Genomic DNA, 22,067 nt, shown 5'->3' on the forward strand with positions numbered 1-22,067 from the left:
CTCAGAGCGCGACGGTCCGGACCACGAGCGGGACGAGGAACACGACGAGGAGGACGAGCACCGCCCAGTCGGCCAGGCGCAGCGCCCCGACGAGCGTCCGGGTCCTCTCACCCCACGTCGCGGGCTCGACGCCGGCGGCCCGCGCTCGGGCGAGCGCCAGCCACCAGGAGCTGGCGAGGAAGGTCCCTCCGACGACGAGCAGCACTATCCACTGCACCCACAGTGGCCAGGAGTCCATGTCCACCCGCCGTCAGAGCGCGACGGTGCCGGCGATCGCCGTCGTCGTCCGCCCGCCCACCCACAGCGCGCCGTCGGGGGCGGTGACGTGGACCCGGCCGGCGCGGCCGAGCGCGGTGCCCTGCGCGGCGACGTAGGGGACGGTGACCACGCCGGTGTCGGTGAGCCACTGCGCGAGGCCGGCGTTGAGGCTGCCGGTGACCGGGTCCTCGGTGAAGTCGGCGCCGAAGGCGCGGACCTCGACGGCGGTCCCCTCACCGCCGGGCGCGGCGACGACGCCGAGGTGGAGGTCGCCGAAGCGGTCGTAGCGGGGCCTGGCGGCGAGGACGGCCTCGCGCGAGTGCAGCCGCAGCGCCAGCCAGGGCGGGCCGTTGTCGAGCCAGGACGCGGCGACGACGTCGCGCGGGTCCAGCCCGAGGGCGTCGGTGGCGCGGGCGAGGGTCTCGTCGTCGGGCGCCTCGTACCGGCGCAGCGCGGGCGCGGCGAAGGACCAGCGCCCGCCCGACTCGCGCAGCTCGACGAGCCCGACGCCGCACTCCTGGACGAGCCGCCCCGCCGTCGCCGCGGTCCCGCCCGAGGCGAGCCACGCGTGCGCGGAGCCGAGGGTCGGGTGGCCGGCGAAGGGAAGCTCGGTGCCGGGGGTGAAGATCCGCACCCGGTAGTCCGCGGCGGGGTCGGTGGGCGGGAGGAGGAAGGTGGTCTCGGAGAGGTTGGTCCATGCCGCGAAGCGCTGCATCCGCTCGGTGGACAGGCCCTGCCCGTCGACGACGACGGCGACCGGGTTGCCCTCGTAGGGCTCGGCCCCGAACACGTCCACCTGGAGGAAACGCCGCTGCAGCATGCGGCACACCCTAGTCGCGGCGGTCTGCGAGCGTGCTGGCGTGGTGGGTCCGTGCCGCACGCAGGCCGTTGAGGATGACCAGCACCTCGGCGAGCTCGTGGACGAGCACGACGGCGGCCAGGCCGAGGACACCGGTGACGGCCAGCGGCGGGAGGACGGCGATGATGACGAGCGACAGGGCGATGTTCTGGTTGACGATGCGCCGACCGCGGCGGGCGTGGGCGATGGCCTGGGGCAGGAGGCGCAGGTCCTCGCCGGTGAAGGCGATGTCGGCGGACTCGATCGCGGCGTCGGAGCCGGTGGCTCCCATGGCGATCCCGACGTCGGCCGCAGCCAGGGCGGGGGTGTCGTTGATCCCGTCACCGATCATCGCGGTGGGCCGGTGGGCGCTGAGCTCGCGCACGGAGGCGGACTTCTCCTCGGGGCGCAGCTCCGCGCGCACGTCGTCGATACCGGCCTGCGCGGCGAGGGCACGCGCGGTGCGCTCGTTGTCCCCGGTGAGCATCGTGACGGCGATCCCGCGGCCGGCCAGGGTCTCGACGACCTGGGCAACCTCGGGGCGCAGCTCGTCACGCACCCCGATCGCCCCGGCGACCGTGCCGTCACGGTGGACGACGACGACGGTCATGCCCTGGGCCTCGAGGTCGCGGACCCGCTCGGTGAGGTGGCGGGGGTCGACCCAGCGGGGGCTGCCGACCCGTACCTGGTGGCCGTCGACGGTGCCGCGGATGCCGTGCCCGGCCTCCTCGGCGACGCCCTGGCCGGCGGGGGTCGCGGGGGCGGCGTGGGTGATCGCGGCGGCGAGCGGGTGGGTGCTGTGCTGCTCGAGCGCGGCGGCCCAGGCGAGGACCTGCCCCTCGGTGACGTCGGCGGTGGGGACGACGGCGGTGACGGTGGGCCGGTTCCTCGTGAGGGTCCCGGTCTTGTCGAGGGCGACGTGCTCGACGTCGCCGAACCTCTCGAAGGCCGCCCCGCTCTTGATGATGACGCCGAACCTGGTGGCCGAGCCGACCGCGGAGACCACGGTGATGGGCACCGCGATGGCCAGCGCGCACGGGGAGGCGGCCACGAGCACCACCAGGGCGCGGGTGATCCACGTCTGCGGGTCACCGGCCAGCGAGCCGATGAGCGCGACGAGCACCGCCAGGACCAGGACGCCGGGTACCAGGGGCCGGGCGATGCGGTCGGCCAGCCGGGCGCGTTGCCCCTTCTCGGCCTGGGCCTGCTCGACCAGAGCCACGATCGTGGTGAGGGAGTTGTCCGTGCCGGCCGCGGTCACCTCGACCTGCAGAACCCCCGTGGTGTTGATCGCACCGGCGGACACCGCCTCGCCCGGGCCGACCTCGACGGGAATGGACTCACCCGTGATCGCCGAGGTGTCCAGGCTGCTGTGCCCGGTCCGGATGGTGCCGTCGGTGGCGACGCGCTCCCCGGGCCGGACGACCATGACCTGCCCGGGCACCAGGTCACGAGCCGGGACGGTGAGGGTGTGGCCGTCGGTGAGGACGGAGGCGCTCTGCGGCACGAGCCTGAGCAGTGCGCGCAGCCCGGCGCGTGCGCGGTCCATCGCCCGGTCCTCGAGGGCCTCGGCGATGGAGTAGAGGAAGGCCAGGGCCGCGGCCTCCTCCACGTGGCCGAGGATGACGGCGCCGGTGGCGCTCATCGTCATCAGCAGGGCGATGCCGAGCCTGCCGGTGGCGAGCTTGCGCAACGCACCGGGGACGAACGTGGAGGCCCCGAGCAGCAGGCCGACCCAGTAGAGGACCAGCGCCGCGGTCGGGGCGCCGGACCACTCGCAGGCCACGCCCGCGACGAACGCCGCGCCCGAGGCGACAGGGATCATGACGGCGCGGTCACGCCACCAGGGAGCGTCGTGCTCGTCGTCGCTCTCGTGCTGCTCCACGGGGGCGTGGGTGGTGGCACTCATGCCACGGTCCCGCTCGGGCAGCAGCCGGGCACCGTGCACGTGGCATCCGCGCACGGAGCGTTCTCGTCGACGGCCAGGGTGATCTCGACCAGAGCGGTCATCGCCGCCGTCAGGTGGGGGTCGGCGATCTCGTACCGCGTCTGGCGGCCTTCGGGCTCGGCCACGACGATCCCGCAGTCCCGCAGACACGTGAGGTGGTTCGACACGTTCGACCGGGTCAGGCCCAGGTCACGGGCAAGCACCGCGGGGTAGCTGGGGCCGTCGAGCAGGGTCATGAGAATCCGGGAGCGGGTCGGGTCGGCCATCGCGCGGCCCAACCGGTTCATCACGTCCAGCCGCGAGGCAATGGTCAGCATGCGCTGACCATACAGCACACGCTGACATGTCCAGAGCGGCCCACACGCGGCGCCCCGTGTCGGTGCGCCGCCGTAGGCTCGGGGCGTGGAGATCGTCGTGGCCGAGGAGACCGGCGGGGTCCGGCTCACCGTCCTCGACGACGGCGCCGCCCCGGCCGCGTCCGTCGTGCCCACTGACGCGCTGGCCGCCAGGGTGGCCGAGCTCGAGGCCGCCTCGCGCCCGCGCTGGGTGTGGGCCGACACGTCGACCACCTACGCCCGGCTGCTGCGCGGCGGCGCGCGGGTGGAGCGCTGCTTCGACCTGCGCCTGTGCCGCACCATCCTGCGCCGCGCGGTCGACGCGCCACCGCCGTCGGACCTGTGGGACGACGTCGAGAGCCGGAGGACCGGCCCGACGCCCCACCCACCCTCTTCGAGTCCCTCACCCTGCCCGCCGAGGAGGTCCTCGCCGAGCGGCTGCGCCAGCGCGAGGCCGTGACTGCGAGCCGCGAGCCCGGGCGGCTCGCCACCCTGCTCGCGGCCGAGTCCGCCGGGGCGCTGGTCGCCGCCGAGATGCGCCACGACGGCCTGCCGTGGGACCGCGCGGCCCACGACCACCTGCTCACCGAGGTGCTCGGCCCGCGCCCGCCGCTCGGCGCGCGGCCGCCGGTGCTCGAGGCGCTCGCCGAGGACGTCCGCCGTGCGCTCGACGCACCGAAGCTCAACCCGGAGTCCGGTCAGGCGCTGCTGCGCGCGCTGCACAGCGCGGGGATCTCCGTGCAGACCACCCGCAAGTGGGAGCTCGAGCAGGTCGACCACCCCGCCGTCCCGCCGCTGCTCGAGTACAAGAAGCTGTCCCGCCTCCACAGCGCCAACGGCTGGGTCTGGGCCGACGAGTGGGTGCGGCCCGGTCCCCCGGGCGCGGGCCGCGAGCGCTTCCACCCGGACTACGTCCCCGGTGGCGTCGTCACCGGCCGCTGGGCCACCCGCGGCGGCGGGGCGCTGCAGCTGCCCAAGCAGGTGCGCGGCGCCGTCGTCGCGGACCCGGGCTGGACGCTCGTCGTCGCCGACGTCGCCCAGCTCGAGCCGCGCGTCCTCGCGGCGATGGCCCGGGACGAGGCGATGGCGCGGGCCGCCCGCGGCGGGGACCTGTACCAGGGCCTCGTCGACCAGGGCGTCATCGACACCCGCGCGCACGCGAAGGTCGCCATGCTCGGCGCGCTGTACGGCGCGACCACCGGGGCCGCCGGGGACCTCGCGCCCCGCCTGCTGCGCGCCTTCCCGCGCGCCACTGCGGTGGTCGAGGGCGCCGCGATGCGCGGGGAGGTGGGCGGCACCGTCCGCACCTGGCTGGGCCGCACCTCCCCCGCTCCCCCGCCGGCGTGGAAGGCGGTGCAGGACAGGCAGCACGAGGGCGAGGCGACCGACGACGACCGCCGTCGCGCCCGCCGCCTGGCCCGCGACTGGGGCCGCTTCACCCGCAACTTCGTCGTCCAGGGCACCGCCGCGGAGTGGGCACGGGGCTGGCTCGCCGACCTGCGCGCCCGCCTGCGCGCGATCGGCGGCGCCGGCGGGGCCGGCCGCAGCCCGCACCTCGTCTTCTTCCTCCACGACGAGGTCATCGTCCACACCCCCGTCGCCCTGGCCGACGACGTCACGACGGCGGTCCGCGAGTCCGCCGCCGGCGCCGGCCGGCTCCTCTTCGGCGACTTCCCCGTCGACTTCCCCCTCGACGTCTCCGTCGTGAAGTCCTACGCCGACGCCGAATAGCCCCCCACGCGCCGACAGCTGACGTGTTACCGACAGCCGGGTGACGCCCGGCCCCCTCCCTCCGCAGCCCCCTCAGCGCCGACAGCTGCCTTGGTACTGAGAGCCGGCTTCCCCCCGTCCCTCCCGCCGCCAGCCGGACTCCTCCCCGCGACGGCGCCCTGACGCTGAGCCGGTGGCCCAGCGCCGGCTAGGTACCTTGGCCCGGTGACCACGCACGAGGAGCCGCTGACCGTCGAGTCCCTGACCCGGCTTCTCGACTCACTTGGCGCAGCCGGGCACAACCTCGGTGGCGGCTTCCCCGACGACATCCACCTCATCGAGAAGCGAGCCGAGGGCTGGGTCGTCGCCTACCTCGAGCGCGGGCAGGAGACCTCTCGGCGGGTGTGGCCGACCGAGGCGGAGGCCTGCGAGGACCTCCTCGGAAGCGTCACGTCGCGGGAGAACAACTTCTTCGCCTGCGTCGTCCCCCCGGCGCTGCCCGAGGCGGCCGACGCGGCCTGGGCCGGCTGGCTCGCGGAGCGCGGCGCCACGGAGGCAGACCTCGCGGCCGAGGAGTGGAAGATCAGCGACATCCCCTGGCGCGAAGGCGTCACCGCCCGCCGCTACTTCGTCCGCCGGACGGCGATCCGTCGGCTGGAGGGTTCAACGCCGGCGCGCGGCTGACCAGGGCACCGTCGAGGTGCTCGAGTCCGCGCACACCAGGACGCCGCCCGCGGACACCGCGCGGCAGCCCAGCCGCGCTGCCACACTCGGCGCATGCTCTTCGCGCGCCTCGCCGAGACCTCCACGGCCGTCGCCGCCACGCGCTCCCGCCTGGAGAAGCGTGCTCTTCTCGCGGCGACGCTGCGGGAGGCCGAGGAGGACGAGATCGACGTCGTCGCCACCTATCTCTCCGGCCGCGTGCGCCAGCGCCGCACCGGCGTCGGGTGGCGCAGCCTCGCCGAGCTCCCCGAACCCGCACCGGCTCCCTCCCTCACGCCCACCGACGTCGACGCGCAGCTCAAGGCGGTCTCCGCCCTCGCCGGCACCGGCTCCCAGGCCGGGCGCGCCACCGCCGTCGCGACCCTCTTCGGCGCGCTCACCGAGGCCGAGCAGCTCTTCCTGCGCGCCCTCATCCTCGGCGAGGTGCGCCAGGGCGCGCTCGACTCCCTCCTCATCGAGGCCATCGCCGACGCCACCGCCGTGCCCGTCACCGCCGTCCGCCGCGCCGCGATGTTCAGCGCGTTCACCGGACCGGTCGCCCGCGCTGCCCTCACCGGTGGCGTCGACGCGCTCGAAGACTTCCGCCCCGCGGTGCTCCAGCCGGTCCGCCCCATGCTCGCCTCCGCCGCCCCGACCTCGCCGCCGCGCTCGCCAAGCTCCGCGACGACGACGGCGGCACCGTCGCCGCCGACGGCAAGATCGACGGGATCCGGGTCCAGGTCCACAAAGCCGGTGACGAGGTCGCCGTCTTCACCCGCTCGCTGGACGACATCACCGAGCGGGTCCCGGAGATCGTCGACGTCGTCCGCGCGCTGCCCGCCGAGGAGCTCATCCTCGACGGCGAGGCGATCGCCCTGGGCCCGTCCGGCCGGCCCCGCCCCTTCCAGGAGACGGCCTCGCGCACCGGGAGCCACGACGGCGCCGCCGGCACCACCCCGCTCACCGTCTTCTTCTTCGACCTCCTCCACCGCGACGGCACCACGCTCGTCACCGCGCCCGCCCGCGAGCGCCTCGCCGCGCTGGAGGAGGTCGTCCCGGCCTCCGCGCTCGTCCCCCGCCGGGTCACCGCGGACCAGGCCGAGCTCGACGCCTTCTTCCGCGAGATCCTCGCGCTCGGCCACGAGGGCCTCGTCCTCAAGGACCTCACCGCTCCCTACGACGCCGGCCGCCGTGGCGCCGCATGGGTCAAGGTCAAGCCGCGCCACACCCTCGACCTCGTCGTCCTCGCCGTCGAGTGGGGCAGCGGGCGGCGCCAGGGCAAGCTCTCCAACATCCACCTCGGCGCCCGCGACGGCGACGGCTTCGTCATGCTCGGCAAGACCTTCAAGGGCATGACCGACGAGATGCTCGAGTGGCAGACCGAGCGCTTCCTCGCGCTCGAGACGCACCGCGAGGGCCACGTCGTCCACGTCCGGCCCGAGCAGGTCGTCGAGATCGCCATCGACGGCGTGCAGCGCTCCCCCCGCTACCCGGGCGGCGTCGCGCTGCGCTTCGCGCGCGTGCTGCGCTACCGCGACGACAAGACCCCGGCCGAGGCCGACACCCTCGACACCGTGCGCACCCTGGGCCCTTGATCAGCTCACCGCCGCTGTGTCACGTCGCTCAGGCTGCATGACGACGACGAGGGTCGCGACCACGCCGACCGCACCGGCGACCGGGAAGGCGAGAGCCGCGGACGTCGCACCGAGGAGTGAGCCGACGAGCACCGACCCCGCCGCCTGGCCGAGCGCCAGCGCGATGAACAGGACGACCGTGCCCGCCGCCGAGGACTCCGGCAGGACGCGGACGGCCCAGACGATGAGGACGCCGGACATCGCGGTGTAGCTCGCGCCGAAGACGCCGACGGCGACGACGGCGGGCACCCCGGACGGCATGAGGCCGAGGGTCACGGTGGAGGCCGCCATCGCCCCGCACGTGAGAGCCCACGCGGTGCGCAGGTCCCAGGTCTGGACGAGCGGGCCGGCGACGGCGCCGAGCACGCCGCACGCGCCGAGCACCATCCACGCGGCGATCGACCCGCCGTCGGACGTCGACCCGGCCATGAGCGAGCGGCCGAAGGTCCACACCGCGGCACTCGAGCACCCCGCCAGCGCGGCGGCCGCGAGCGGCCTCGCGAGCTGCCCGAGAGCGCCGCGGGTGAGGCCCGAGGGGTGCCTCCGCTCCCCGCGGTCGGCCCGGTCGGCGCGCAGGCTGGCGACCGTCGCGACCGCCGAGACGGCGGCGATGGCCACCCAGGCGAGGCGCCACTGGCTCCCGGCGACGAGCGCCAGCCCTCCGGCGAGCACGATCCCCGCCCCGGTGCCGGCGTTGACGACCGTCTGCGCGGTCTCCTGGCGCTCCGGGGCCACGTCGCGCTCGACGACCGAGACGAGACCCGGCGTCGCGAACCCTGCACCCGCACCGGCGACGACGACGCTGAGCGCGAGAGTCACGGCGCTCGGCGCGAGCGCCACTCCGAGGCTCCCCACGCACGCCGTGACGCCCGCCCACGCCACGACAGTCCGCGGCCGCGCCCCCATCCGTGAGGCGAGCAGCGCGCACAGGCAGTAGGAGAGGAAGCTGTCGGCCTGGACCGTCCCCGACACGGCCGGCCCGAGCGTGAAGGCCTCCTCGAGCCGCGGGAGGAAGAGCCCGTAGCCGAAGCGCGCGAGCCCGTACGTCGCCGCGATGAGAGCCATGCCGCTGAGCACCACACGTGCCATCCCCGCACCTCCTCGGTTCGTAACGGTCGTTACCGTATGCCGAAACTGGCGTTCAGGCGAAACGGTCGTTACGGTAGGACAATGCCCACTCGCCCGTCCGCCCGCGACCGCCTCCTGGACGCCGCGGAGTCCGTCCTGTTCAGCAGCGGCATCCGCGCCACCCCCGTCGACGAGCTGCTCCGCCAGGCCGAGGTCTCCCCCGCCACGATGTACGCCCACTTCGGCAGCAAGGACGCGCTCGTCGCGCAGGCGCTGCGCCGGCGCCTCGCGGACTGGCAGCGGGTGTGGGACGCGCACGTCCTCGCGGCGGGCGACGACACGTCGCGGCTGCTGGCACTCTTCGACGCCCTCGCGGCCTACCGCGAGGACCGCACGACCCGCTGGTGCGCCTTCCTCGCGACCGCCGCCGAGCACACCGCGACAGAGGGCGAGATCGCCGACGCCGTCGCGGCCGACACCGCCCTGCTCGCCGAGCGCCTCCTCCACCTTGCCCGCCCCGTCGCCGGCGCGACGGCACAGGAGCTGGCCGACGAGGTCCTCCTCGTCTACAACGGGACCCTCGCGAGCTTCCTCCGCGGCGCCCCGACCTCCGCCGTCGCCGTCGGCCGCCGGCTGGCCGAGTCGGCGGTGCACGCGCACCGCGGGAGCACGGCCGAAAGGTCTTGACACGCAAGTCGCGACTTGCCTATAAAGGAGTGGTGGACGACGACGCCGTCCTGTTCAGGGCACTCAGTGACGCCACCCGGCGCACGATCCTCGACGAGCTGACCGAGCGCGACGGGCAGACCCTCTTCGAGATCTGCGGCCGGCTGGCCATGAAGCACGGCTCGACCTCCTCGCGGCAGGCCATCTCCCAGCACCTCGCGGCGCTGGAGGACGCGGGCCTGCTCCGCACCCGGCGGGAGGGCCGGTACAAGTTCCACCACATCGACACCCGGCCGCTGCGCTCGATCACCGAGCGCTGGCCCACCCGAGAGGAACCCGTCCCATGATCCGTGTGATTGTCACGAGCGTGCTGGTCGACGACCAGGCCAAGGCCCTGAAGTTCTACACCGAGAAGCTCGGCTTCACGAAGAAGACCGACGTCCCCGCCGGCGAGGCCCGCTGGCTGACGGTCGTCTCCCCCGCCGACCCCGACGGCGTGGAGGTCCTGCTCGAGCCGGACGGCCACCCGGCGTCGAAGGTCTTCAAGGAGGCGCTCGTCGCCGACGGCATCCCCTGGACCCAGTTCGCCGTCGACGACGTCCACGCCGAGGTCGAGCGCCTCAAGGCCCTCGGGGTGCAGTTCACCCAGGAGGCGACCGACTACGGGCCGGTCGTCGTCGCCGTCCTCGACGACACGTGCGGCAACCTCATCCAGCTCGCCATGATGAAGCCCACCGAGGGCTAGCTCACGCGGTCCGCCGTCGGGACCTCCTCGCGCGAGACCCACACGTCGCCTGGCAGGTCGCCGGGCAGCAGCGGGTTGTCTCGCCCGAGGAAGACCCGCGTCCTGCCGCTGCGGAACTGCTCGAAGTCCCGCAGCGCGCCGAGCGCCCACTTCCCGAGGAGGAGGATCGCGACGAGGTTGACGATCGCCATGAGCCCCATGGCGATGTCCGCCACCGTCCACACGAGGGCGAGCTCGGCGAGCGCCCCGACGAGGACGGCGAGGGTGACGAGCGTGCGCAGCGCGAACGGAGCCCAGCGCCGGCGGGTGAGGAAGTCGACGTTGCACTCCGCGTAGGAGAAGTTGCCGAGGATCGAGGAGAAGGCGAAGACGAAGATGAGGACCGTCATGGGCAGCGTCACCCAGTCCCCGAGCGAGGCCGCCGCGGCCTCCTGGGTGAGGGCCGCGCCCTGCTCCTCGCCCGTCTCGCCGGGCGTGTAGACCGAGGGGCCGGCGAGCAGGACGATGAAGGCCGTCGCCGAGCAGACGAGGATCGTGTCGACGAAGACACCGAGGGACTGGATGAGGCCCTGCTGCGCCGGGTGGCGCACCGTGGCCGTGGCCGCGGCGTTGGGCGCCGAGCCCATGCCTGCCTCGTTGGAGAACAAGCCGCGGCGGGCGCCGTTGAGGACGGCGGCGAGCAGCCCGCCACCCGTGCCGGCGAGCGCCTCGTCCAGCCCGAAGGCCCCGCGGATGATCATCCCGATCACGTCGGGCAGCGCCCCGAGGTTGAGGATGATGACGGCGAGCGCCATGACGATGTAGACGACGGCCATGAGCGGCGCCATGAGCTCAGCCACCCGCGCCACGGCCCGGATCCCGCCGAAGACGACGGGCGCGGTGAGGAGGACGAGGAGGACGGCGGAGACCCACGCGGGGACGCCGTGCCCGGACTCGAGCGTGGCCGCGATCGTGTTGGCCTGGACCATCTCGAAGGCGAACCCGAAGACGAAGATGAGCAGGACGGCAAAGACGGCGCCCCACGTCCGCGAGCCGAGGCCGCGCTCGATGTAGAAGGCGGGCCCGCCGCGGAAGGTGCCGTCGCGCCAGCGCACCTTGTACATCTGGGCGAGCGTCGCCTCGATGAAGGCGGTGGCCATGCCGACGAGCGCGACCATCCACATCCAGAAGATCGCACCGGGCCCGCCGAGGGCGAGCGCGATGGCCACACCGGCGATGTTGCCGGTGCCCACCCGCGAGCTGAGCCCGATGGCGAAGGCCTGGAAGGAGCTGATGCCACCGTGGCTCTCGCCGCGCGACCGCGCGATGACGGCGATCGATCGCGGGAAGAGCCGCGCCTGGACCGCCCGGGTGCGGACGGTGAAGTAGATGCCGGCCCCGATGAGCAGGGCGACGAGCACGTAGGTGTACAGGCCGTTGCTGACGTCTCCCAGCACGCTGTTGAGCGAGTCGACGTTCCACTCCCCACGGCGATGGTCACCCGGGCGGGCGACGCGACGCGGGCACGTTACTCCCCGTCACGGACGACGGCGCGCGGGGCGCCGCCGCTCACGGGCCGGTGTGGAGCTCGGCCGGCCGCTCGAGGACGACGGCGCGCACCACCTCCCTCAGCGGCTCGGGTAGCGCGTCCAGCGGCAGCGAGTCGCCCCGCTCGCTTGTCCACCCGCCGTCGTCCGCGCGTACCGGCTCGGTGGCGAAGACCCGCGCGAAGACGGCCGGCGGCGCGGCGATCGAGAGGGTGGGTCCCGAGGCCGGGCCGACCGTGAACCCGGCCTGCCCGAGCGCGGCAGCCACCTCCCGGACGGTGCCAGCAGCGGGCACCCACTCGCTGCTCGTCGCGGCGCTGAAGGAGGCCGGCTCCTCACCCGACGGCGACCGGAGCATGACGAGCGCCACAGCCGTCTCACCCCCCGCGGAGCCGTCCCCCAGCGCGGCGAGCGCCGCGGCCGCGTCCACGAGCCCCGGCCCGGTGGCGAGGTCCGGCCCCGGCCCGGCGGGCTCGCCGAACTCGGGGTGGTTGGTCCCGGCGGTGACGTCACGCGCCGTCGCGGCGAGCACCTCCCGCACCCGGTCCGGCGCGGTGCCGGGGGCCGCCTGGGCGAGCAGTGCGCACACCCCGGCGAGCTGCGGGGCGGCCGCGGAGGTGCCGCTGAAGGCCGCCCACCCGTCGTCGGGACCAGTCTCGTCGCCCTCGGGGTGGGCGCCGCCGGCGAGGCCGCGGTCGATGGCGCAGCCCGGCGGCACGGGGAGCATGAGGTACATCGCCGCGGGGAGCAGGCCGACCAATCCGCTGACGTCCGGCACCCGCCGGCCCGGGTAGACACGGGAGACGAAGCCGCTGGAGTAGTCGGAGGCGCGCAGCTCGCCGCCGGGGCCCTGGTAGACCCCGCCTGCGGAGATGACGTCAGGGTGCTGCCCTGGGAAGCCCCACGAGCCGTTGCCCGCGGAGAAGACGACGACGACGCCGCCGGCCACCGCCGCCGCGACCGCCGCCGCCAGCGCCTGGTTTGCGGCGCTGAGGGGCGGGCCGGGCTGGTCGGAGCCCCAGCTGTTCGTCAGGACGTCCGGCCGCAGGGCCACCGCGGCCGTGAACGCGGCCGTGACGTTGACGAGCGCGCCGGAGGCCGTGGCCGCCTTGACCGGCAGCAGCGTGACGTCGGGGGAAGCGGCGAAGACGTTCGCCGCCTCGCCGGTGCCGTGCCCGTTCTCGTCGACCTCCGGGTCGGCCGTGCCGGGGCCCAGGACCGTGGGCTCCACCCGGTAGCCGCGGGAGGTGAAGAAGGGGTGGGACTGGAAGCCGGTGTCCACCATCGCCACGCGCACGCCCGCACCGGTCACGCCGTCGCGGTGCGGCCCGTCGGCCCGCAGCGCGGTGGCGAGCTGGTCCGGCAGCGTGAGGTGCCAGTAGTCCGCCGCGGGAGGGTCGGCCGACGGCACCGGCCCGGGCAGCACGGACGCCGGGTAGTACGGCTCCTCGATCGCCACGGCCGCGACGACGTCGGCGAGCGCGGAGCCCGCCGTCTCCAGCAGGCCGGCGACCGCGCCGCCCTCGGAGTCGATGAAGGTGCCCGTGTCCCGCACGGACCCGGGCTTGATGACCTCCCGCTCCTCCGTGTAGAGCCGCCGCCCGAAGACCTCCTCGAAGAGCTCCGGCGGCCCGGCGACGTTGACGAGGAGCCGGGAGGTGTGGAGCACCTCGAAGCCCGCCTCCGTCAGCGCGGCGACGGTGCGGGCGACGTCCGCCTCGGTGGCGTAGAACCGCTCCACCGTCTGGGCCGTCACCACCTGCCCCGGCTCGAAGAGCGTGGCCGCGGCCCCGCCCGGCTGGCAGAGCGCGTAGACGCGCTCCGGGAAGTCGCGACCGGTCGTCGTCGCCATGGCTGCCCCCTCAGGTCGGTGCCTGTGACGAGCGTAGGAGTGCCCACTGACACCGGCGCGGGCGGGCTCCCGGTCGCCCCGCCTTCCCCTTCTCCACCGGCCCGGCTATGATCTACGTCACATCGCCCAGCGGTGGCCGAGGCCGTCCACCGCGCGGGGAAGGGGGGACGGTCCGATGTCGTTCGCAACGCTCCGCGGGGCGGAGATCCTCGACGCCGTCGTCATCGGCTCCGGCTTCGGCGGCGCCGTCAGTGCCTGCCGGCTCGCGCAGGCCGGACGCAGCGTGGCGGTCCTCGAGCGCGGCAAGCGCTACCCGCCCGGGTCCTTCGCCCGGAGCCCGCGCGAGCTGGCGACCAACTTCTGGGACCCGAGCGAGGGCCTGCACGGGCTCTTCGACCTCTGGTCCTTCCGCGGCCTGGAGGCGGTCGTCGCGAGCGGCCTTGGCGGCGGTTCGCTCATCTACGCCAACGTGCTCCTGCGCAAACCGCCCGCGTGGTTCGCCCAGGATGCCACCGGGGCCGGGCGGTCCGAGCACTGGCCGGTCACCTACGACGACCTCGTCCCCCACTACGAGAAGGCCGAGCAGATGCTCGGCGCCACGCCCTACCCCTTCGACCGGGCGCCCTACGACCGGACCGCCAAGACGCTCGCGATGCAGTCCGCTGCCCGGCGCGCGGGCCTGTCCTGGTCCCTGCCCAACCTCGCCGTCTCCTTCGGCGACCCGGAGCCGGTGCCGGGCATCCCGGTCGGTGACCCGCAGGACAACCTGCACCACGCCCAGCGCTACGCCTGCCGCCTGTGCGGCGAGTGCGACACCGGCTGCAACTTCGGCAGCAAGAACACCACCGACTACACCTACCTCTCCGCGGCACAGCGGGCCGGCGCCCGCATCGAGGACCGGTGCGAGGTCCGCCGCATCGCCTGGGAGGACGACCACTACGTGGTGGACGTCGTCCGGCACCGGCCCGAGCAGGAGGGCGTGCCGTGGGACACCGCCGCGCTGCCGGTCGAGAAGTGGCGCAGCAAGGTGGTGGTCGTGTCCGCCGGCTCACTGGGCAGCACCTACCTCCTGCTCAGGAGCCGCACCGGCCTGCCCCGCCTGAGCCCGCGCCTGGGGAGCCGTTTCTGCGGGAACGGGGACCTGCTCGGGTTCGTCACCGGCAACAGGTCCCGACTCGTCGACCCCTCACGTGGACCCGTCATCACGAGCACCGTGCGGGTGGGTGACTCCCTCGACGGCGAGGAGGGCCGGGGGCACTTCGTCCAGGACGGCGGGTACCCCGAGTTCGTCGGCTGGATGCTGGAGACCGCCCACGCCTGGGGGCCGGCGCGCCGGGGGGCGTGGCTCCTGCTCAACCGGGCGCTGGACGCGGTGACGGCCTCACCACGCAGCCAGCTGTCCGCGCGCATGGCCGCCCTGCTGGGCAGCACGAAGGCCTCGGCGGCCACCCTGCCGCTGCTGGGCATGGGTCGCGACGTCCCGGACGGGCGGATGCGCCTGCGCGACGGCTGGCTCGACGTCGACTGGACAACGGCGACCTCGGCACGCTACTTCGCCCGCCTCGTCGCGACGATGTCCGCGATTGCCACCGCCCTGGACGCCCGCCTCAAGCTCAACCCGACCTGGCGCCTGGGGCGGGTGGTCACCGTGCACCCGCTGGGCGGCTGCCCGATGGGGCGCGACGCCCGCGAGGGAGTCGTGGACGACCACGGCGAGGTCTTCGGCCATCCCGGGCTCTTCGTCGCGGACGGGTCGGTGATGCCCGGCCCGGTCGGCGCCAACCCGGCCCTCACCATCGCCGCGCTGGCCGAACGGTTCAGCGCCCGGATGATCGAACGGAGCGCATGATGAACCAGCCCGCCCCTTCGCCCCGGCGCTCCCTCGTGCTCGCCGGGGGCGGCACCAAGGTCGCCTTCCAAGCCGGTGTGCTGCAGGTCTGGCTCGACGAGGCCGGTCTGGAGTTCGACCACGCCGACGGCGCGAGCGGCGGGGTCTTCAACCTCGCCATGTGGGCGCAGGGCATGACGGGACGCCAGATCGCGGACGGCTGGCGGCGCTACGCCCCCATGGGCGCCGTGGAGCCGAACGTGCGCGGGCTGCTCCGCGGGCCGTTCGCCCCCTCGGTGCTCAAGTTCGAGCGCTTCCGGCGCAACGTCCTGGGTGGCTGGGGACTGGACTGGAACGCCATCCGGGCAACGCCGCGGGAGGCCACGTTCAACCTCTACGACTTCACCACCCACGAGCTCGTCGTTGCCGAGGCCGCCGAGATGGACGAGGACCGGTTGGTGTCGGCGGTGTCCCTGCCCATGTGGTTCCCGCCCGTCACGATCGACGGCCACACCTACATCGACGCCGTCTTCGCCACCGACGCGAACCTCGTCGAGGCGGCGCGCCGCGGCGCGGACGAGCTGTGGGTGATCTGGACGGTGAGCCGCCGCGGCACGTGGCGGGCGGGCCTCGTCTCGCAGTACTTCCAGGTCATCGAGGCCGCGGCGAACAGCCGGTTGAGCTCGGACCTCGACCGGATCGAGCGCAGCAACGCCGCCTGGGCGGCCACGGGCGGGGGCGAGTTCGGGCGTCACATCGAGGTCAAGCTGCTGCAGGCCGAGGTTCCCGTCCACTACCTCTTCAACTTCCGCCGGGACCGGATGCGCATGGCCGTCGAGCTGGGCGTCGCCGCCGGCCGCCGCTGGTGTGCCGAACGGGGCATCCCCACCCGCCCGGCGGGTGACGCGCTGAACCGCCCGTCCAGCACGGGCGTCCGATTCACCGAGGTGATGACGGGCTTCGCCGCCTGGGGCGTCGAGGACCCCCGCGACGGCGCGGTGGTCGGCGCCCGGGAGAAGGAGCGGCTCCGCTTCAAGCTGACGATCGTCGTCCGGGACCTCGACCGCTTCGTCGCCTCCCCCGAGCACGAGGCGACGGCGCACGGCTGGGTGGAGTACGCGCCCCTGGGGGGACGCTTCCCCGTCGAGCGCGGCACCTTCAACCTCTTCGTCGACCAGTCCGACCCGGCGCGCAAACGGATGCTCTACCGGCTGCACTTCACCGACTCGGGCGGGTTCCCGCTCACCCTGCTCGGGCACAAGGTGGTGCAGGACGACCCCGGGCCCGACATGTGGGCCGACACGACGACGCTGTACACCCGGCTGCTGCGCGGTCACGTCGGCTGGGACGACGCCGAGGACGCCGAGACCGTGGCCGCCGGGATCCTCCGCATCACTCCCCCGGCGCTCGCGCGTCAGCTGACCACCTTCCGCGCACGGGGCGACTCGGCCGTCCAGCGCTGGGCCGCCCTCGCCCGCTTCGGGCGGCTCTTCCTCGGCCAGGTCTGGGACGTGTACGTCAGCCCGGCGGACGCCCCCAGAGGGTTGTGAACGACGACGCGAGAAAGGTCCCGTCATGCCGGCCCCACTCTCCTCCCGCACCTCCGCCGCCGCTGCGGGGTGGGGCTGCGGCGAGCGCGCCGAGATCAGCGACCTGTACCGGGAGGGGTACGTGCCGGGCCGCTTCTCGTGGTTCTCCCCGCGGCCCCTGTGGCTGTCCCGCAACGACCGCCTCTCCCGCGTGCTCACCGATGTCGTCGCGGCGGAACGCCATCGCTGGGTCCAGGCGCAGCGGCGACGCGACGGCGTCGAGGAGAACCTCACGGTGGGGAGCTTCGCCGACCGCGAGGAGGTGTCGTTCCTCGTCCTGGGCGACACCGGCGAGGGGGACAACTCGCAGTACCACGTCGTCCGGCCGCTCCTCGCCACCTCCGAGGGCACCTCCTTCACCTACATCGTCAGCGACGTCATCTACCCGGCCGGCGACGTCAGCGACTACGAGGACAAGTTCCTCCACCCCTACCAGGGCCTGCCCGGCCCGATCTACGCGGTCCCCGGCAACCACGACTGGTACGACGGCCTGCACGGGTTCATGACGCTGCTCTGCGGCGCCGACCCCGACATGCGGCCACCGGCACGTCAGGAGCCGAACCTGTGGAAGCGGCTGCTGCACCGCTTCCTCTGGCGCCAGGCGTCCGAGACCGCCCAGGACGAGCTGGAGCGTCTGCGCACCCTGCGGCCACACGTCTCGAACCAGCCGGGCCCCTACTTCGCGATCGAGCTCCACGACCTGCTCCTCGTGGGGATCGACACGGGGATCGACGGCGCCCTGGACGCCGAGCAGGCCGCCTGGCTGCGGACGGTCTCCGCACTCGACAAGGACAAGATCCTGCTCACCGGCAAGCCGCTCATCGCCAACGCCCGCCGCAAGGAGGTGCCGATGGACGGGCCGGACAGGACCGTCAACGCGCTCGTCGAGAACGCTGAGAACCGGTACATCGCCGTCATCGGCGGTGACATCCACAATTACCAGCGCTACGAGGTCTCCGACGACGGCCGGACCGTGCAGTACATCGTGAGCGGCGCCGGGGGCGCCTACACCAAGGCCACCCACACCATCCCGCTCGTCACCCCGGAGAACAGCGGCTGCACGGAGTCGCACTTCAGGTGCTACCCGCGGCGCGGTGACTCCCTGGCCACCTACTCCGTCCTCTTCGACCGGAGGTTCGGCCGCGGCAAGGGGGTGTTCGTCGTGCCTCGCGAGCAGGCTCCGGCTCTCATGTCCGAGCATCTCGGCGGGACTGTCCAGCCGACCCGGGAGGAGGACCAGGCCGCCAGGGTCAGCCTCCGGGCCCGTCTCGCCGCCCGGTTCGTCCTGCCGCAGCCGCGCGGGCTCTTCTACCGCCTCTTCTCCGAGTACCTCGACTGGGACCTGCCCGACCCTCCGCTGTTCAAGAGCTTCCTGCGCATCGACTCCCGGCCCGGTGAGCTGCGCATCCGGTGCTTCGGCGTCACCGGGTGCGCCGAGCACGAGCTCGAGCCGACCCTCGAGGACCACGTCGTCGGCACCCGGGTGGGCGAGGGGCAGTGGTCGTGGCGCGACCTCATGGCGGAGACGCCGGCCGCCGACTGAGTCAGACCTCTCTGCGAGACTGACGGCGTGACCACCCACGAGCTCAACGCCCTGCTGGACCGCCTCGAGGACGAGGCGGCCGCCGACGGCGCGCTCGACGCCGACGCGCTCTACGAGGGCTTCACCACCTGGGCCGAGGGCACCGGCCGCGTGCTCTACCCGCACCAGGAGGAGGCGCTGCTCGAGATCACCACCGGCTCGCACGTCATCGTCTCCACGCCCACCGGCTCGGGGAAGACGATGATCGCGCTCGCCGCGCACACCGTCGCCCTGGCCCGCGGCGAGCGCACCTACTACACCGCCCCGCTCAAGGCGCTCGTCTCCGAGAAGTTCTTCGACCTCGTCGCGCTCTTCGGCTCCCACAACGTCGGCATGGTCACCGGGGACTCCGCGATCAACCCCGAGGCGCCGATCATCTGCTGCACCGCGGAGATCCTCGCCAACCAGGCGCTGCGCGAGGGCGCCGGGCTGGACGTCGGCGTCGTCGTCATGGACGAGTTCCACTTCTACGCCGACCCGCAGCGCGGCTGGGCCTGGCAGGTGCCCCTGCTCGAGCTGACGAACACCCAGTTCGTCCTCATGTCCGGCACGCTCGGGGACGTCTCCTTCTTCGAGCGTGACCTCAGCCGGCGCACGGGCCGGGAGGTCGCCGTCGTCTCGGGCGCCGAACGGCCCGTCCCGCTCACCTTCGACTACTCCCTCGAGCCGATCCAGGACCTCCTCCAGCGGCTCGTCGAGCAGAGCCGCTCCCCCGTCTACGTCGTCCACTTCGCGCAGAAGGACGCCGTCGAGCGCGCGCAGTCGCTGACGTCCGTCACCGTCGCCACCCGCGAGCGCCGCGACCAGATCGCGACGGCGATCGGCGACTTCCGTTTCGCCAAGGGCTTCGGCCAGACCCTGTCCCGTCTCCTGCGCCTGGGCATCGGCGTCCACCACGCCGGCATGCTGCCGCGCTACCGGCGGCTCGTCGAGCGCCTCACCCAGGCCGGCCTGCTCGCCGTCGTGTGCGGCACCGACACCCTGGGGGTGGGGATCAACGTGCCGATCCGCACCGTCGTCCTCACCTCGCTGACGAAGTTCGACGGCGAGCGCTCCCGTCACCTCACGGCCCGGGAGTTCCACCAGATCGCCGGCCGCGCCGGGCGGGCCGGCTACGACACCACCGGCGAGGTCGTCGTCCAGGCCCCCGAGCACGTCATCGAGAACGCCAAGGCGCTGGCCAAGGCCGGCGACGACGAGAAGAAGCGCCGCAAGATCGTCCGCAAGAAGGCGCCGTCCGGCGTCGTCAACTGGACCGACAAGACCTTCGAGCGCCTCCGCGACGCCGAGCCGGAGCCGCTGACCAGCCAGTTCTCCGTGACGCACACGATGGTGCTCTCGGTGCTCGCCCGCCCGGGCGACCCCGTCACGGCGATGTACCGGCTGCTCACCGACAACCACGAGCCGCCCACCACCTGGAACTCCCACCTGCGCCGCGCCGCGGAGATCTACCGGTCGCTGCGCACCGCGGGCGTCGTCGAGCACCGCGACGCCGCCTGGCGCCGCGCCCACCCCGGAGAGCCCTACGTCCACCTCACCGTGGACCTGCCGCGCGAGTTCGCCCTCAACGCCCCGCTGTCCCCCTTTGCGCTGGCCGCCATCGACCTCCTCGACGAGGACTCCCCCGACTTCGCCCTCGACGTCGTCTCCGTCATCGAGGCCACCCTCGAGGACCCGCGCCCGCTCCTGTACGGACAGCAGCGCCACGCGCGCGGCGAGGCGATCGGCGCGATGAAGGCCGAGGGCATGGAGTACGAGGAGCGGATGGAGGCGCTGGAGCAGGTCACCTGGCCGCGCCCCCTCGCCGAGATGCTCGAGCCGGCGCTCGCCACCTACCGCCAGACCAACCCGTGGGTCGGCGACCAGGAGCTCAAGCCGAAGTCCGTCGTGCGCGAGATGGTCGAGAGCGCGATGACCTTCTCCGAGCTCGTCTCCCGCTACGACGTCGGGCGCAGCGAGGGCGTGGTCCTGCGCTACCTCACCGACGCCTACCGGGCGCTGCGCCAGGTCGTGCCCGACCGCGCCCGCACCGAGGAGGTCGAGGAGATCATCGGCTGGCTCGGGGACCACATCCGCTCGGTCGACTCCAGCCTCCTCGACGAGTGGGAGTCCCTCATGGGCGCCGGCGAGCCCGTCGCGCCGGCCGACTCCGCCGACGGCGTGGAGCGCCGCTTCGGGGAGGGCGAGGACGGCGAGCCGGTCGCCTTCACCCGCAACCGCCACGGCTTCCGGGTCACGATCCGCAAGGCACTGTTCACGCGCGTCGAGCTCCTCGCCCGCGAGCACTACGAGCCGCTCGGCGCCATGCACGGCGCCGACGGCTGGGACGCCGAGCGCTGGGCGCAGGCGATGGACCCGTACTGGCAGGACTACGACTGGCTCGGCACCGACAACGCCGCCCGCGCCGCCTCGCTCGTCACCATCGACGAGCGCCCCTCCCGCGAGGACCTCCTCCGCGCCGGCCTGCCCGAGGACGACGACGCCGCCCTCGCGCTGGCGGGCGACGGTCGCCTGTGGCTCGTGCGCCAGACCCTGGACGACCCCGAGGGCGAGCACGACTGGGGCATCTGGGCCGTCGTCGACCTCGACGCGAGCGACGCGGCGCAGGGCGCGGTCGTCCGGGTGCTCGGGGTGGGGCCGCGGTGAGCCGCCGGGCCGCGCCGTCCGGCACGCCCGCCCTGCGGGTCCTCCAGGAGGCCGGGGTGGTCCACACCGTGCGCGAGTACGTCCACGACCCGCGCAGCGAGCTGTCCTTCGGGATGGAGGCGGCCCAGGCGCTCGACGTCGACCCCGCGCGCGTCCTCAAGACGCTGCTGGCCGAGGTGGACGGCGCGCTCGTCGTCGCCGTCGTCCCGGTCACCGGCGAGCTCGACCTCAAGGCCCTCGCCGCCGCCGTCGGTGGCAAGCGCGCCACCATGGCGGACCCGGCGGCCGCCGAGCGCGCCACCGGGTACGTCGTCGGGGGCATCTCCCCGCTGGGGCAGCGCCGCCGGCTCCCCACCGTCGTCGACGAGTCGGCCCTGGCGCACGGGACGGTGCTCGTCAGCGCCGGCCGCCGCGGTGCCGACGTCGAGCTCGCCCCGGCGGACCTCGTCGCCCTCACCGGCGCCACGACCGCGCGGGTGGGACGGCCGTGAGCCGCGCCCGGCACACCGTGCCCGAGCCCGACGTCCCCCCGCACCTCGAAGCGGGCGACGTCACCACGCTCGACGACGCGACCACCGCCGGCGTCGACCTCACCGGCGCCGTCCTGCCCGGCCTGCACGAGGCGCAGGTGGAGAACAGCGACCTGTCCCGCATGCGGGCGGGCGGTGGCCAGTGGGAGCGGGTGACGCTCGCCGACTGCCGGCTCGACGGCGCGGACCTCGCCAACCTCGTGTGGCGCGACGGCTCGCTGCTGCGCTGCTCGCTGCGCGAGGCCCGGATGACCGGTGCCCTGCTGGCCGGGGTGCGGCTGCGCTCGGTGCTCCTCGAGGGGGTGCAGGGCACGCTGACGAGCTGGCACGGCGCCCAGCTGCGCGGGGTCGTCCTGCGCGGCTGCGACCTGCGCGAGGCGACCTTCACCGACACGGTCATGGACGTCGTCCTCCTCGAGGACTGCACTCTCAGCGGCGCCCAGCTGTCCGGCCTGCGCTGCCGCGACGTCCAGCTGCGCGGCTGCCGGCTCGACGGCGTCGGCGGGGTGAGCGGGCTGCGCGGCGCCCGCGTCGCCGAGGAGGACGCGATCGCCCTCCTGCCCGCGCTGGCTCGCGAGCTGGGCATCACCCTCGGCGGCTGAGCCGACCG

19 protein-coding genes and 1 pseudogene are annotated in these 22,067 nt (G+C 74.0%); 13 read left to right on the plus strand and 7 right to left on the minus strand.

Features of this window, described 5'->3' with window-relative positions:
- Position 1: 1 nt before the first annotated feature.
- The 4 genes from ACWPXV_RS14240 to cmtR are packed head-to-tail and all read right to left on the minus strand — an operon-like array spanning position 2 to position 3,361.
- Positions 2-238, minus strand: coding sequence for a hypothetical protein (locus ACWPXV_RS14240; protein WP_454085831.1), 237 nt, complete (start codon positions 236-238; stop codon positions 2-4).
- 12 nt (positions 239-250) lie between these two features.
- Positions 251-1,075 carry a PhzF family phenazine biosynthesis protein gene (locus ACWPXV_RS14245; RefSeq protein WP_454085873.1) on the minus strand — a complete coding sequence of 275 codons (825 nt, stop codon included), beginning with the start codon at positions 1,073-1,075 and terminating at the stop codon, positions 251-253.
- A 13-nt stretch (positions 1,076-1,088) separates the two neighbouring features.
- On the minus strand, positions 1,089-3,005 hold the full coding sequence (locus tag ACWPXV_RS14250; protein ID WP_454085832.1) for a heavy metal translocating P-type ATPase: 1,917 nt from the start codon (positions 3,003-3,005) through the stop codon (positions 1,089-1,091).
- Positions 3,002-3,361, minus strand: coding sequence for a Cd(II)/Pb(II)-sensing metalloregulatory transcriptional regulator CmtR (gene cmtR / locus ACWPXV_RS14255; protein ID WP_454085833.1), 360 nt, complete (start codon positions 3,359-3,361; stop codon positions 3,002-3,004). The genes ACWPXV_RS14250 and cmtR overlap by 4 nt, the downstream gene beginning before the upstream one ends.
- 85 nt (positions 3,362-3,446) lie before the next feature.
- Here cmtR and ACWPXV_RS14260 point away from each other — a divergent pair, with 85 nt between their 5' ends.
- The 4 genes and pseudogenes from ACWPXV_RS14260 to ACWPXV_RS14275 all read left to right on the plus strand — a co-directional run bounded on the left by ACWPXV_RS14260 (position 3,447) and on the right by ACWPXV_RS14275 (position 7,386).
- On the plus strand, positions 3,447-3,839 hold the full coding sequence (locus ACWPXV_RS14260) for a hypothetical protein (protein ID WP_454085834.1): 393 nt from the start codon (positions 3,447-3,449) through the stop codon (positions 3,837-3,839).
- On the plus strand, positions 3,722-5,110 hold the full coding sequence (locus tag ACWPXV_RS14265; RefSeq protein ID WP_454085835.1) for a bifunctional 3'-5' exonuclease/DNA polymerase: 1,389 nt from the start codon (positions 3,722-3,724) through the stop codon (positions 5,108-5,110). Before ACWPXV_RS14260 ends, ACWPXV_RS14265 begins: the two co-directional genes overlap by 118 nt.
- A 204-nt stretch (positions 5,111-5,314) precedes the next feature.
- The gene (locus ACWPXV_RS14270) at positions 5,315-5,773 is read left to right on the plus strand and encodes a hypothetical protein (protein WP_454085836.1); all 459 of its coding nucleotides are present in this window, start codon (positions 5,315-5,317) and stop codon (positions 5,771-5,773) included.
- A 93-nt stretch (positions 5,774-5,866) separates the two neighbouring features.
- Positions 5,867-7,386: pseudogene (locus tag ACWPXV_RS14275) on the plus strand (ATP-dependent DNA ligase).
- Here the strand turns inward: ACWPXV_RS14275 and ACWPXV_RS14280 are convergent.
- Complete coding sequence (locus ACWPXV_RS14280) at positions 7,387-8,514, minus strand: MFS transporter (protein ID WP_454085837.1); 1,128 nt, start codon at positions 8,512-8,514, stop codon at positions 7,387-7,389. It abuts the pseudogene before it with no gap.
- An 81-nt stretch (positions 8,515-8,595) separates the two neighbouring features.
- Here ACWPXV_RS14280 and ACWPXV_RS14285 point away from each other — a divergent pair, with 81 nt between their 5' ends.
- From ACWPXV_RS14285 to ACWPXV_RS14295, 3 genes are read left to right on the plus strand one after another with little or no spacing between them, the layout of a single operon-like run.
- A complete protein-coding gene (locus tag ACWPXV_RS14285; protein WP_454085838.1) occupies positions 8,596-9,180 on the plus strand; it encodes a TetR/AcrR family transcriptional regulator in 585 nt (194 codons plus the stop codon).
- Positions 9,181-9,212: 32 nt separating this feature from the next.
- Positions 9,213-9,506, plus strand: a complete 294-nt coding sequence (locus ACWPXV_RS14290) for an ArsR/SmtB family transcription factor (RefSeq protein ID WP_454085839.1) — start codon at positions 9,213-9,215, stop codon at positions 9,504-9,506.
- Positions 9,503-9,904, plus strand: coding sequence for a VOC family protein (locus ACWPXV_RS14295; RefSeq protein ID WP_454085840.1), 402 nt, complete (start codon positions 9,503-9,505; stop codon positions 9,902-9,904). The genes ACWPXV_RS14290 and ACWPXV_RS14295 overlap by 4 nt, the downstream gene beginning before the upstream one ends.
- Here ACWPXV_RS14295 and ACWPXV_RS14300 read toward each other — a convergent pair.
- Both ACWPXV_RS14300 and ACWPXV_RS14305 read right to left on the minus strand, forming a co-directional pair.
- Positions 9,901-11,340, minus strand: coding sequence for an alanine/glycine:cation symporter family protein (locus tag ACWPXV_RS14300; protein WP_454085841.1), 1,440 nt, complete (start codon positions 11,338-11,340; stop codon positions 9,901-9,903). The two genes, ACWPXV_RS14295 and ACWPXV_RS14300, sit on opposite strands and share 4 nt — an antisense overlap.
- Positions 11,341-11,452: 112 nt before the next feature.
- Entirely contained in the window at positions 11,453-13,282 is a 1,830-nt protein-coding gene (locus ACWPXV_RS14305) for a S8 family serine peptidase (protein ID WP_454085842.1), read from the minus strand.
- 175 nt (positions 13,283-13,457) lie between these two features.
- Here ACWPXV_RS14305 and ACWPXV_RS14310 point away from each other — a divergent pair, with 175 nt between their 5' ends.
- The 6 genes from ACWPXV_RS14310 to ACWPXV_RS14335 are packed head-to-tail and all read left to right on the plus strand — an operon-like array spanning position 13,458 to position 22,059.
- On the plus strand, positions 13,458-15,131 hold the full coding sequence (locus ACWPXV_RS14310; RefSeq protein ID WP_454085843.1) for a GMC oxidoreductase: 1,674 nt from the start codon (positions 13,458-13,460) through the stop codon (positions 15,129-15,131).
- Entirely contained in the window at positions 15,128-16,660 is a 1,533-nt protein-coding gene (locus ACWPXV_RS14315; RefSeq protein ID WP_454085844.1) for a patatin-like phospholipase family protein, read from the plus strand. Before ACWPXV_RS14310 ends, ACWPXV_RS14315 begins: the two co-directional genes overlap by 4 nt.
- A gap of 25 nt (positions 16,661-16,685) precedes the next feature.
- On the plus strand, positions 16,686-18,242 hold the full coding sequence (locus ACWPXV_RS14320; protein WP_454085845.1) for a metallophosphoesterase family protein: 1,557 nt from the start codon (positions 16,686-16,688) through the stop codon (positions 18,240-18,242).
- A gap of 27 nt (positions 18,243-18,269) precedes the next feature.
- On the plus strand, positions 18,270-20,927 hold the full coding sequence (locus ACWPXV_RS14325) for a DEAD/DEAH box helicase (RefSeq protein WP_454085846.1): 2,658 nt from the start codon (positions 18,270-18,272) through the stop codon (positions 20,925-20,927).
- On the plus strand, positions 20,924-21,418 hold the full coding sequence (ybaK, locus tag ACWPXV_RS14330; protein WP_454085847.1) for a Cys-tRNA(Pro) deacylase: 495 nt from the start codon (positions 20,924-20,926) through the stop codon (positions 21,416-21,418). Before ACWPXV_RS14325 ends, ybaK begins: the two co-directional genes overlap by 4 nt.
- Entirely contained in the window at positions 21,415-22,059 is a 645-nt protein-coding gene (locus tag ACWPXV_RS14335) for a pentapeptide repeat-containing protein (RefSeq protein ID WP_454085848.1), read from the plus strand. The genes ybaK and ACWPXV_RS14335 overlap by 4 nt, the downstream gene beginning before the upstream one ends.
- Positions 22,060-22,067 lie beyond the last annotated feature (8 nt).

The sequence above is a fragment of the Georgenia sp. Marseille-Q6866 genome, from assembly GCF_965111665.1.